We start from the raw sequence: 12246 nt of genomic DNA, 5'->3' as shown, positions 1-12246 counted from the left end.
CTGTTTCAGATTTCGCTACCGCCGACGGTCAGTCCGGCATCAATCCGCAAGGTCGGTTGCCCCACGCCGACAGGGACGCTCTGCCCTTCTTTGCCGCACACGCCGACACCGCTATCCAACGCAGTATCGTTGCCTATCATGGAAACATGTTTCAACACTTCGGGGCCGTTGCCGATAATGGTTGCGCCTTTGACGGGATATTGCAGTTTGCCGCCTTCGACCCACCACGCTTCGGATGCGCTGAACACGAATTTGCCGCTGGTAATGTCCACTTGTCCGCCGCCGAAGTTGACGGCGTAAATGCCTTTGTCGATGGACGCGATGATTTCGTCGGGTTCGTAGCCGCCGTTTTCCATAAAGGTGTTGGTCATGCGCGGCATAGGGACGGAAGCGTAGCTTTCGCGGCGGCCGTTGCCGGTCGATTGCGTACCCGTTAGGCGGGCGTTGGTTTCGTCCTGCATATAGCCGACCAAAATACCGTCTTCAATCAATACAGTGCGGCGGGTTTCGTTGCCTTCGTCGTCGATATTGAGCGAGCCGCGCCTGTCGGCAATATCGCCTTGATCCACAACGGTAACGCCTTTGGCGGCCACGCGCTCGCCGATTCGGCCGGAGAAAACGCTGGTTTCTTTGCGGTTGAAATCGCCTTCCAAACCATGTCCGACCGCTTCGTGCAGCAACACGCCCGGCCAGCCGTTGCCCAAAACGACAGTCATCTCGCCGGCAGGCGCAGGACGGGATTCGAGATTAATCAGGGCTTGTTTGACGGCGGAATCGACAAACTGCCGCACGAGGGTTTCATCGAAATAAGCCAAGTCGTAGCGTCCGCCGCCGCCCGCGCTGCCCTGTTCGCGCCTGTCGCCCTGTTTGGCAATGACGGTAACGTTCAGGCGCACCATCGGACGAATATCCGCAGCGTGTTTACCGTCCAAACGGGCGATGTACACCATATCGTATTCGCAGGTCAAACCGGCCATCACTTGCACGATACGCGGATCGGCGGCTTTGGCCAGCGTTTCGACTTTGTTCAACAACGCGACTTTGGCAGCGGAATCAAGGCTGGCAATAGGATCCATCGCCATGTGGACAGGCTTGCCGTAGGCAGGTGTCGGCACTTTGACGCTGGCCTCGCCACCGGCCGCACCAATCACGCGCACGGCTTTGGCAGAGCGGTTGATCGAATCGATACACAGGCTGTCGGCGTAGGCAAAAGCGGTTTTATCGCCCGAAACGGCACGAACGCCCACGCCCTGATCGATTTGGAAGCTGCCCGATTTGACGATGCCTTCTTCCAAATGCCAACTTTCATAGGCGGTGCGCTGACAATAAATGTCGGCATAATCGACATGGTTGGCGCCGATAATACTCAGGCTTTGGGCGAGCAGATCGGGAGAAAGATGATTGGCTTCGAGCAAATCTCGCTGTACGGCATAATAGGTTTGATGCATGGTGTCGGGACATAGAAAATCAGTGGGCCGATTATACGGCATTTGTTATGGAAATGTATCGTGCCGCCTGAAATGTAAGATTTTTGCCAACGCCCCCTGCTTTTGTGTACACTTAAAGCTTCTTGTCGGAGTGCCGCCGCCGGGCGGCTGAGATTGCGAAAGCAAAATCCGTAGAACCTGTCGGGGTAATGCCTGCGTAGGAAACAAACCTTCCCTGCCCGTTCGGGCCTCCGTTCCCTTTTCCGCACTTCCCCGACCACCTTCCTTCTTTTTAAAGGACGTCATATGTCGGGCAATATTTCACAACAACCTTCGTCTGCCGCCTCCGCTGCCGGCATCGGGCTGATTTGGTTCGGCGCAGCGGTATCGATTGCCGAAATCAGCACGGGCACACTGCTCGCCCCCTTGGGCTGGCAACGCGGTTTGGCGGCACTGCTGCTCGGCCATGCCGTCGGCGGCATATTGTTTTTCGCGGCGGCATATATCGGCGCATTCACGCAAAAAAGCGCGATGGAAAGCATACGCCTGTCGTTCGGCACAGGCGGTTCCGTCTTATTTTCGGCGGCGAACGTGCTGCAACTGGTCGGCTGGACGGCCGTCATGATTTATTCGGGTGCGGCAGCAAGTTCCGCACTGGGCAAAATGCTCTGGCAAAACGGATCGTTTTCCTGGTGGGCTTTTGCCAACGGCGCGCTGATTGTCTTGTGGCTGGTTTTCGGCGCACGCAAAACAGGCTGGCTGAAAACCGGTTCGATAGTGCTGATGCTGTTGGCGGTTCTGTGGCTGAGTGCCGAAGTCTTTTCCACGGCAGGCAGCACTGCCGCACAGGTTTCAGACGGCATGAGCTTCGGAACGGCAGTCGAACTGTCCGCCGTCATGCCGCTTTCCTGGCTGCCGCTGGCCGCCGACTACACACGCCAAGCACGCCGCCCGTTTGCGGCAACCCTGACGGCAACGCTCGCCTATACGCTGACGGGCTGCTGGATGTATGCCTTAGGTTTGGCAGCGGCGTTGTTCACCGGAGAAACCGATGTGGCAAAAATCCTGTTGGGCGCGGGCTTGGGCATAACGGGCATTCTGGCAGTCGTCCTGTCGACCGTTACCACCACTTTTCTCGATGCTTACTCCGCCGGCGTAAGTGCCAACAATATTTCCGCCAAACTTGCGGAAACACCCGTCGCCGTTGCCGTCGCCGTTGTCGGCACACTGCTTGCCGTCCTCCTGCCCGTTACCGAATATGAAAACTTCCTTCTCTTGATCGGCTCGGTATTTGCGCCGATGGCGGCAGTTTTGATTGCCGACTTCTTCGTCTTAAAACGACGTGAGGAAGTAAAAGGCTTTGATGTTGTCGGACTGGCCTTATGGCTGGCCGGCTTCATCCTCTACCGCTCCCTGCTGTCGGCAGGCTGGGAAAGCAGCATCGGCCTGACAGCACCTGTAATGATTGCTACCGCCATTGCCACCGTATCGGTACGCCTACCGTTTAAAAAATCATCCGACATACAAAGGAACCCGTCATGACCCGTATCGCCATCCTCGGCGGCGGCCTCTCAGGAAGGCTGACCGCACTGCAACTTGCAGAACAAGGTTATCAGATTGCACTTTTCGACAAAGGCACCCGCCAAGGCGAACACGCCGCCGCTTATGTTGCCGCCGCCATGCTCGCGCCTGCGGCGGAAGCGGTCGAAGCCACGCCTGAAGTCATCAAACTCGGCAGGCAGAGCATTCCGCTTTGGCGCAACATCAGAGGCCGTCTGAAAACGCCTGCCATGATGCAGGAAAACGGCAGCCTGATTGTGTGGCACGGGCAGGACAAGCCATTATCCAGCGAGTTCGTCCGCCATCTCAAACGCGGCGGCGTGGCGGATGACGAAATCGTCCGTTGGCGCACCGACGATATCGCCGAACGCGAACCGCAACTCGGCGGACGTTTTTCAGACGGCATCTACCTGCCGACCGAAGGCCAGCTCGACGGGCGGCAAATATTGTCTGCACTTGCCGACGCTTTGGACGAACTGAACGTCTCTTGCCATTGGGAACACGAGTGTGCCCCCGAAGACCTGCAAGCCCAATACGACTGGCTGATCGACTGTCGCGGCTACGGCGCAAAAACTGCTTGGAACCAATCCCCCGAACACATCAGCACCTTGCGCGGCATACGCGGCGAAGTGGCGCGGGTTTACACACCCGAAATCACGCTCAACCGCCCCGTGCGTCTGCTCCATCCGCGTTATCCGCTCTACATCGCCCCGAAAGAAAACCACGTCTTCGTCATCGGCGCGACCCAAATCGAAAGCGAAAGCCAAGCCCCTGCCAGCGTGCGTTCCGGGCTGGAACTTTTATCCGCGCTTTATGCCGTCCATCCTGCCTTCGGCGAAGCCGACATCCTCGAAATCGCCACCGGCCTGCGCCCCACGCTCAACCACCACGATCCCGAAATCCGTTACAACCGCGCCCGACGCCTGATTGAAATCAACGGCCTTTTCCGCCACGGTTTCATGATTTCTCCCGCTGTAACCGCCGCCGCCGTCAGATTGGCAGTGGCACTGTTTGACGGAAAAGACGCACCCGAACGTGATGAAGAAAGCGGTTTGGCGTATATTGGAAAATAAGCTTGAGATCGTCTGAAAACGTCGCGTTATCAGTTTTATAAAAGTAACAATATGAATTTAGAAACCAAAATTCCGCCGCCGGCGATATGTTTTATTTGTGCGTTGTTGATGTACATCTCTGCCCAAGTGTCGGCATTGGCCGGAATATTGCCGCACTTTCCTGTATTGCTGTCGGTTGTTTTCATGGTGTTTGGGACTCTGTTGAGCGTATTAGGTGTGCGAGCGTTTCGCCGTGTGCGCACGACCGTCAGCCCGCTCAACCCCGAACAAACCGAACACTTCGTTTCAGACGGCGTGTACCGTTTCAGCCGCAACCCGATGTATGCGGGTCTGGGCTGCTGGCTGGTCGCATGGGCGGGCTATTTGGCGCACCCGCTGCCGTGGTTGTTTTTGGCTGCATTTGTTGCCTATATGACACGCTTTCAAATCATGCCCGAAGAACGCGTTTTGGTGCAGAAATTCGGCGCAGAGTACGAGTCTTACTGTCGGCGCGTCCGCCGTTGGTTATAAAAGCGAAAGCTTCCCATCAAGTATCGCCCCTCTTCTGCTCTACGGCATGAATGTGAATACTCGATGTTTTCAGACGACCCCTATTGCTCCGTAAGAAATGAAAAAGGACACCCATGACCTTCCCGACCCTAAAATCCCCGCTCAAATTCTACGCCGTCGTTCCCACCGCCGATTGGGTGGAGCGCATGGTCAAAGCAGGTGCCGACACGGTGCAACTGCGCTGCAAAACCTTGCATGGCGATGAATTGAAACGCGAAATCGCCCGCTGTGTTGCCGCCTGTCAGGGCAGCCGCACGCAGCTTTTCATCAACGACCACTGGCGCAAGGCGATAGAAGCGGGCGCATACGGCGTGCATCTCGGGCAGGAAGACATGGACACCGCCGACCTCGCCGCCATCGCCGCCGCCGGTTTGCGTTTGGGTTTGAGTACGCACTCCGTCGCCGAACTCGACCGCGCCCTGTCCGTACACCCCAGCTATGTCGCCAGCGGCGCGATTTTCCCGACCACGACCAAACAAATGCCCACTGCCCCGCAAGGCTTGGAAAAACTGCGCGAATATGTGAAACAGGCTCACGGCACACCCGTCGTCGCCATTGGCGGCATCGATTTGAACAACGCCCGAGCCGTCCTTGCCACCGGCGTTTCCTCACTAGCCGTCGTCCGCGCCGTTACCGAAGCGGAAAATCCCGAGGCCGTGGTTAAAGCGTTTCAGGCTTTGTGGAATGAATAAGGTCTTATTACAGACGAACTTTACACTCAAAAAATAAAGAGGATGTCCATGAAAAAATTGCTCAACGGATTATTGATCGGCGTTTTATCTTTCAGTTTCATATCGACAGCTTCAGCCGCAAATAACAAGGAAGAACCGCAGAAAAAAGAACTGTATCTGCTTTGCGGTGTGCTGACCGGCGCGCTTGAACATATGAATAAAGATGAAAGAGCTTCCGACCGATTTATAGAACAAAAAATGAAAAACCTTCCGGCAGACAGGGTTAAGGCGGTAGAAAAAAAATTCAAGGAAATGTATAGCCCTGACGGTATGGCAAAAGCACTTTTTGTTATTCACTGGTATTTGAATAATGAAATCAGTGACGCTCTACAAAAGATGCCGCCATTGAGCAATCGTGAGGCGGAAGATATTCGCCGCAACTGGATAGCCACATTGAAACAGGGTGATGAATCATTCAGCAAAGAAAATGATGACTATGTTGCATACATCAATACAATCGAATTTATTCGACAAGAAGGTCTGATGTTGCAACAAAAAGGCGTAGATTTGAAACAATGTGGTAATTTTTTTGATTTGTATTATTAGGACAAAAAAATAATTTGCCCCTGCAAGTGTTGTAGGTTGAATTGAAACCCAACCTTTGCCAAAGGTCGTCTGAAAACCTCTATAAACACCGAAATATCGAGAAACCATGAACATCATCTTAAACGGCGAACCCGCCGAACTTCACGGCACAACCGTTGCCGACCTCATCGCCCAAACCGCGCCGCAAAAGCCTTTTGCCATCGCCGTGAATACCGGATTTGTCGCCAAAGGCGCGTATGCGGAAACGGTTTTGAACGAAAACGACAAAGTCGATATCGTGCGACCGGTGGTCGGCGGCTGAATACCATCTGAAACCCCAAAGGCACGCCGCCGGCTTTCAGACGGCATCGTATCCCAAACATATCAAGGAATTTTTATGCTCACCCTATACGGAGAAACTTTCCCTTCACGGCTGTTGCTCGGCACGGCTGCCTACCCGACCCCTGAAATCCTCAAACAATCCGTCCGTATCGCCCAACCCGCGATGATTACCGTCTCGTTGCGCCGCGCGGGAAGTGGCGGCGAGGCGCATGGTCAGGGATTTTGGTCGCTATTGGAAGAAAGCGGCGTGCCCGTACTGCCGAACACAGCAGGCTGCCAAAGCGTGCAGGAAGCGGTAACAACGGCACAGATGGCGAGGGAAGTGTTTGAAACCGATTGGATCAAACTCGAACTCATCGGAGATGACGACACATTGCAACCTGATGTGTTCCAGCTTGTCGAAGCGGCGGAAATCCTGATTAAAGACGGCTTCAAAGTGCTGCCTTATTGCACCGAAGACCTGATTGCCTGCCGCCGCCTGCTTGATGCGGGCTGTCAGGCGTTGATGCCGTGGGCGGCTCCCATCGGCACGGGTTTGGGAGCGGTTCACGCCTACGCACTGAACGTCCTGCGCGAACGCCTGCCCGACACGCCGCTGATTATCGACGCGGGCTTGGGTTTGCCCTCGCAGGCGGCGCAAGTGATGGAATGGGGGTTTGACGGCGTATTGTTAAACACCGCCGTTTCCCGCAGCGGCGACCCCGTCAACATGGCGCGCGCCTTCGCACTCGCCGTCGAATCCGGGCGGCTGGCATTTGAAGCCGAACCAGTCGAGGCTCGCACCAAAGCGCAAGCCAGTACGCCGACCGTGGGGCAGCCGTTTTGGCATTCGGCGGAATATTGAAAAGGGCAGAGAAAATGCCGTCTGAAATGTATTCAGACGGCATTTGTGTTTTCAGGATATCGATAAACCAAACCCGTTTGCGGCTCACTTGCGGTAAAGGCATACGATAAGTAAACCTTGATATCCCGGCGTAAACCTTTATTAGAAAACGGGTACATAAAATATACTGGACATCGTGCGCGCACCCTTTACAAAATATTTAATTTCTTTATTTTCATCATATTACAGAAAATATGTATTTATTTCTGATTTTTTATTGATAATTATTATTATTAGCGTATAATTAAAACCACTCGGAAGTCGTCAATTCCGAACCATTAAACACCGTATTCCCCATAATTCACTTTCACACTTGGAGTCTGCATATACGAGACATACATTCCCTTTTTATATATCAGATACTCAAAACCGAAATGCCAAACCCACCGTAAAGGTGGGTTTGGCATTTCTCCGTCTGCGGTTATTTGCAAGACTTAAAGTTCAGGCTCCCGTATGGGGACGTAATCTTGCGGATTTCGCGCGCGTCTTCATCATTAACGCCGGAAAACAAAACCGTCATGCGCGATACACTTAAGGATTCGTCCTGACCGTCGGATTCGGCAAAATGTTCGACAATGCGCGCACCTCCAAACCCCGCGCCGGCAAGCCGGTTTTGCAGCGTTTGGGCATTTTGGCGGCTGTTGCTCACACCCAGGCTCAATTCACCGTTAAGCGGTACGGCGTTAAAGCCTTGGGCAGACAATTCGGCCACCTGTCCTTCGGCATTGCCGGAAAGAGGCAGGACGACACGGTAGGTCTTGCCTCCGGGTTTTCTTTTGGCAGTGCGTTTTTCGACACTCCGGCTAGCAACGTGCGACCATTTGCCCAGAAGACCTTTAATCCGATGGTAGTCGTCTTCATCCATCGTGAGGCTTGCCTGAGCCGAACATGAAGCACGTCCATCCGGTGCGGCATTCATTTCACCGTTTTCCCCCTCTTCGCCTGCCTTTTCGGCGGCGAGTTTTTCTCGGCGTGCTTTTTCTTCACGCTGTTTTTTCTCCCTCAGTTTTTTCTGTTCCGCTTCTTTTTTCAAGCGCAACTGCTCTGCCTGTTCTTCGGTCAAAATATCGCTTGCACCAAGCAGTACGCCTGTATCCGATTCAGATGCCGTCTGAACGTCTGGCTCGTATTCCGGGGCTTCTAAAGCAACGGGACCGGTTGCCGGCATACTTTCGACAGCCTGTGTTTCCGATACGCTTGCCTGCTTCGGGGTCAGTTTGTAGCCTACCGTACCGCCGAATACGGCAATATTAATCGCAACCAAAAGGATAAATAGCCATTTCATCTCTGTATTCCCTAAATATGTTCATATTCCCTGCCTTCGGCGGCAATCATGTTCAACAAACCGTAAATAACGAGGTTGTCGACAACGCGCACGGTATTGGCTTCTAAAAACGCAGACGGCATGGCTTCTGCGACTTTTGCCGCACCGCCGCCGGTAATGATGACATCGACAGGCTTGCCTGCCCCGATTTTTTCTTTCAAACGGCCGTGCATCATCATAACCGAACCGCAAACCGCATCCATCATACCGCTGGCGACGGCATTACCCGTCGTGGTCGGAAACGGATAAACTTTACCGACAGGACGGTTTAGATTGGCCGTTTTGACGGCAAGCGATTCTTTCATTAGATGGAAACCGGGCATGATGGTTCCGCCGAGATAATGCCCGTCATCGGTGAGCGCATCAACCGTTACCGCTGTGCCGCAGCTGACGACGACGCAGGCATTTCGGCTGAAACGGCGGCTGCCCAATGCGTTAAACCAACGGTCGGAACCATGTTCTTCGGGATGACGGTAGTGATTGCGTATGCCCAAAGCCTGAGCGGAAGACGGCAGCCATTCGATTGTACTTGCAAGCTGTTCCTGAACCTGTGCCTTTTTTGATTCCCCGCACACGGCGCAACCGACAATACGGACACGGCCATCCGCCCTTTCCGCCCACTCCACGCCCAAACGGGACAAATCACGGTACGGTGCACGGCTGACTGCTGTAAATATGCCGTTTTCCACCCATGCCCACTTGAGCTGGCTGTTACCGCCGTCCAACAGCAAAAAACGTTCCGGTTCCCGCTTTCTCGGAACAGAGACCGGCCTATCGTCGGGACGCAGGCTGATTTCTCCGCTGACTACGGTTTGCCTGCCGTCTCCGGTATCCAGATGCAATATACCTTTCTCGTCCACACCGCTGACCGTACCTTCGCAAACGGTTTCGCCGTCGCGCAAAAGCAATACTGCCTTGCCGTGATCGCGGTTGGCCGTTTCATATTCCTTTAAAAATGGTGCAAACCCTTCTTCCGCATATTGTTCCAACACCGCATCCAACTCGGCCAACAACGTTTCCAACAACACGGTGGCATCCGCATTACCACGCTGCAATGCCGTCTGAAACAGCGATTGCACGGAAGCGGCATTTTCGACTTCCTTGGGCAGGACAAAATTGATGCCGATACCGATGACGGCAACCGTCTTGCCACCGACCCTGACCGTTTCGATAAGGATGCCGCCCAATTTATCGCGCCCGACAACCAAATCATTGGGCCACTTAATCTGTACATCCAAACCTAAACGCAACAAAGCTCGGCGGCACGCCACTGCCGTTGCCAGCGACAGCGAACCCAACTCATACTGCGGCCGGTCAAACACCCAGCCGAAACTGAACATCAGGCACTCGCCCAAACGGTGCGACCATTTCCTCCCCTGCCGCCCCCTGCCCTTACTTTGCAGATGAGCCACGCATAAGGCCTTATGTACTTTGTCCGGAGAAATCCGCGCCAGCTCCAGTATCTCATCGTTGCTGGAAACGCACTCGTGTTTCAATGCTGCCTGAAAACCCGACTTTTCCCCTAAAATACGCAAATTTTCAGCATTAAAAACCGCCAGCGGGCGCACCAGCCGCCAATAACCGTCATGCTGGCGCAGCAGTCCTCGTATATGCGCCGGCATCTGCTGCCAAAAACCGTTCAACTGATGCGGCCTCATATCCGCCATACGCGCCAGTTGCGAGACGTGTTGCGGCAAACCACCAGCAAGTTCTGCCAAAATCCGCCATTGCCGGGATTTTAAAACCATCATTTCCAACCCTCTGACGCACGGATTTTCTCCAGCGTTCCGGTTGTCGACGTTTGATGCAGGAAAGGAATCGAAAACACCTTACCTCCGCGCGCCAGCGTTTCCGCCGACCCGACAATCTTATCCACGGTCCAATCGCCGCCCTTGACTAAGACCTCTGGTCTGACTGCCTCTATCAAAGCCGCCGGCGTATCCTCGTCAAACCATGTAACCAAATCCACACTTTCCAACGCGGCGACAACGGCGGCACGGTTTTCCAAACTATTGATGGGACGGTCGCCCCCCTTACCCAAACGGCGTACCGAAGCATCCGTATTCAAAGCCAGAATCAGGGCAGCCCCTTTCGAACGCGCCTGCGCCAGATAAGTAACATGACCGCGATGAAGGATGTCGAAACAGCCGTTGGTAAACACCAGCGGGCGCGGCAACCGAGCCAACCGTTCGGACAATGCCTCAGGCGGACAGATTTTCGATTCAAAATCAGGAACAGACCAATGGCCAACCATCAAAGCCTCCGACAGAAACCATAAAAGACAGAAAAGCTACATGATACAGAAGCATATACGAAAGGCAAAGCCGAAGGCACACATGCCCCATCTAAAATACCCTTTCCCCACAGGGAAAACAGCTTCAGACGGCATATCCGCCGCACCAATATGACTGATGCAAATAATGAGCACAAACGGAAAAAGACCTGTACTGAAAAGTACAGGTCTTTATCTGGGGTGGCTGATGGGGCTCGAACCCACGACAACCGGAATCACAATCCGGGGCTCTACCAACTGAGCTACAGCCACCATAAAAACGGTTTGCAATTAAAAATCTTGGCACGCCCGACAGGAATCGAACCTGTAACCCCCGACTTAGAAGGTCGGTGCTCTATCCGGTTGAGCTACGGGCGCTCATGCCGATTCGTGCTGGTTGATTGGTCGGGGCGGTGGGATTCGAACTCACGACCCTCTGCTCCCAAAGCAGATGCGCTAACCGGGCTGCGCTACGCCCCGACTTGAAGTTTTGAATTGTACATATGGACGGAAAACACGTCAATGCTTATTTTTAAAATCCTAATAAAACCTACGTAGTATTTTGATTTATAAAAATATTTAACCAGATTCGAAATCTAAGCTCCATTTCCGGATAAATTTATTTTCGGCATCCTGCTGTAAAAATATACGGAAAATGCGATAATTTTTAGCAATTTCTACCTGTTTAATAAAAGGACGGACATGTCGGCACAATTAATCAACGGTAAAGAAGTTTCACAAAAGCGTTTGGAAGCGGTAGCCGAAGCTGTGGCGAAACGCCAACGCGACAGCCTGCATACGCCTTGTCTGGCCGTGGTTTTAGTCGGAGGCGACCCTGCCAGCGCGGTTTATGTGCGCAACAAGAAAACAGCCTGCCAAAAATGCGGCATCAAATCGCTGTCGTACGAGCTGCCCGAAAAAACGCCGCAGGAAGAACTGTTGGTACTGGTTGACCGGTTAAATGCCGATCCCGAAATAGACGGCATCTTGGTTCAGCTGCCCCTGCCGAAGCACCTCGACAGCCAAGCGGTCTTGGAACGTATTTCGCCGGATAAGGACGTGGACGGCTTCCATCCTTACAATGTGGGCAGGCTTGCAGTCAAAATGCCGCTGATGCGCCCGTGTACGCCCAAGGGCGTGATGACGCTTTTAGAAGCTTACGGCATTGATCCGAAGGGGAAAAAAGCGGTCGTGGTCGGCGCATCCAATATCGTCGGCCGTCCGCAGGCACTGGAATTGCTGCTGGCGCGCGCAACGGTAACAATCTGTCACAGTGCGACCGAAAATCTGGCGGATGAAGTTGCCGGGGCCGATATCCTTGTCGTTGGCGTAGGCATTCCGAACTTTGTCAAAGGCGAATGGATCAAACCCGGCGCGGTCGTTATTGATGTGGGCATCAACCGTCTGGACGACGGCAGCCTGTGCGGCGACGTGGAATTTGAAACGGCAAAAGAACGGGCGGCGATGATTACGCCTGTTCCCGGCGGTGTGGGCCCGATGACGATTGCCACATTGATGGAAAATACCCTGCACGCTGCCTCCCTGCACGATATTTAAGTA

At 53.8% G+C, this 12246-nt stretch carries 12 protein-coding genes, 3 tRNA genes and 1 riboswitch; of the genes, 8 read left to right on the top strand and 7 right to left on the bottom strand.

The window, feature by feature from the left end:
* Positions 1 to 5 precede the first annotated feature (5 nt).
* Complete coding sequence (gene tldD / locus BBW69_RS09680; RefSeq protein WP_188211172.1) at positions 6 to 1448, bottom strand: metalloprotease TldD; 1443 nt, start codon at positions 1446 to 1448, stop codon at positions 6 to 8.
* 116 nt (positions 1449 to 1564) lie between these two features.
* A riboswitch (TPP riboswitch) is annotated at positions 1565 to 1668 on the top strand.
* Positions 1669 to 1733: 65 nt separating this feature from the next.
* Between tldD and cytX the strand changes: the two genes are divergently transcribed.
* The 7 genes from cytX (at position 1734) to BBW69_RS09645 (ending at position 7051) form a co-directional block, all read left to right on the top strand.
* On the top strand, positions 1734 to 2969 hold the full coding sequence (gene cytX, locus BBW69_RS09675) for a putative hydroxymethylpyrimidine transporter CytX (RefSeq protein ID WP_188211171.1): 1236 nt from the start codon (positions 1734 to 1736) through the stop codon (positions 2967 to 2969).
* Complete coding sequence (locus tag BBW69_RS09670) at positions 2966 to 4060, top strand: FAD-dependent oxidoreductase (RefSeq protein WP_188211170.1); 1095 nt, start codon at positions 2966 to 2968, stop codon at positions 4058 to 4060. Before cytX ends, BBW69_RS09670 begins: the two co-directional genes overlap by 4 nt.
* A gap of 51 nt (positions 4061 to 4111) precedes the next feature.
* Complete coding sequence (locus tag BBW69_RS09665; RefSeq protein ID WP_188211169.1) at positions 4112 to 4570, top strand: isoprenylcysteine carboxylmethyltransferase family protein; 459 nt, start codon at positions 4112 to 4114, stop codon at positions 4568 to 4570.
* 113 nt (positions 4571 to 4683) lie between these two features.
* Complete coding sequence (gene thiE, locus BBW69_RS09660) at positions 4684 to 5301, top strand: thiamine phosphate synthase (RefSeq protein ID WP_188211168.1); 618 nt, start codon at positions 4684 to 4686, stop codon at positions 5299 to 5301.
* A gap of 48 nt (positions 5302 to 5349) precedes the next feature.
* Entirely contained in the window at positions 5350 to 5886 is a 537-nt protein-coding gene (locus BBW69_RS09655) for a hypothetical protein (RefSeq protein WP_188211167.1), read from the top strand.
* Between the two features lie 106 nt (positions 5887 to 5992).
* The gene (thiS, locus tag BBW69_RS09650) at positions 5993 to 6187 is read left to right on the top strand and encodes a sulfur carrier protein ThiS (protein ID WP_188211166.1); all 195 of its coding nucleotides are present in this window, start codon (positions 5993 to 5995) and stop codon (positions 6185 to 6187) included.
* A 75-nt stretch (positions 6188 to 6262) separates the two neighbouring features.
* On the top strand, positions 6263 to 7051 hold the full coding sequence (locus BBW69_RS09645) for a thiazole synthase (RefSeq protein WP_049228583.1): 789 nt from the start codon (positions 6263 to 6265) through the stop codon (positions 7049 to 7051).
* Between the two features lie 460 nt (positions 7052 to 7511).
* Here BBW69_RS09645 and BBW69_RS09640 read toward each other — a convergent pair whose 3' ends face one another.
* The 6 genes from BBW69_RS09640 to BBW69_RS09615 all read right to left on the bottom strand — a co-directional run bounded on the left by BBW69_RS09640 (position 7512) and on the right by BBW69_RS09615 (position 11166).
* Positions 7512 to 8375 (bottom strand): cell division protein, encoded by an 864-nt coding sequence (locus BBW69_RS09640; RefSeq protein ID WP_108044256.1) that lies wholly within the window; start codon positions 8373 to 8375, stop codon positions 7512 to 7514.
* A gap of 11 nt (positions 8376 to 8386) precedes the next feature.
* A complete protein-coding gene (locus tag BBW69_RS09635) occupies positions 8387 to 10165 on the bottom strand; it encodes a bifunctional biotin--[acetyl-CoA-carboxylase] ligase/type III pantothenate kinase (protein ID WP_188211165.1) in 1779 nt (592 codons plus the stop codon).
* The gene (gene rfaE2 / locus BBW69_RS09630; RefSeq protein WP_111727394.1) at positions 10162 to 10668 is read right to left on the bottom strand and encodes a D-glycero-beta-D-manno-heptose 1-phosphate adenylyltransferase; all 507 of its coding nucleotides are present in this window, start codon (positions 10666 to 10668) and stop codon (positions 10162 to 10164) included. The genes BBW69_RS09635 and rfaE2 overlap by 4 nt, the downstream gene beginning before the upstream one ends.
* A 215-nt stretch (positions 10669 to 10883) precedes the next feature.
* A tRNA-His gene (locus BBW69_RS09625) sits at positions 10884 to 10959 on the bottom strand.
* Between the two features lie 28 nt (positions 10960 to 10987).
* A tRNA-Arg gene (locus BBW69_RS09620) sits at positions 10988 to 11064 on the bottom strand.
* A 24-nt stretch (positions 11065 to 11088) separates the two neighbouring features.
* Positions 11089 to 11166: transfer RNA gene (locus BBW69_RS09615), tRNA-Pro, on the bottom strand.
* A gap of 222 nt (positions 11167 to 11388) precedes the next feature.
* On the opposite strand from BBW69_RS09615, the gene folD reads away from it, so the two are divergent.
* Positions 11389 to 12243 (top strand): bifunctional methylenetetrahydrofolate dehydrogenase/methenyltetrahydrofolate cyclohydrolase FolD, encoded by an 855-nt coding sequence (gene folD / locus BBW69_RS09610; protein ID WP_188211164.1) that lies wholly within the window; start codon positions 11389 to 11391, stop codon positions 12241 to 12243.
* The last annotated feature ends 3 nt before the right edge of the window (positions 12244 to 12246 follow it).

It is taken from the genome of Neisseria sp. RH3002v2f (assembly GCF_014596375.1).
GTDB classification, from domain to species: domain Bacteria; phylum Pseudomonadota; class Gammaproteobacteria; order Burkholderiales; family Neisseriaceae; genus Neisseria; species Neisseria cinerea.
The sequence above is the reverse complement of the archived record's forward strand: the minus strand, read 5'-3'. Positions and strand labels throughout refer to the sequence as shown.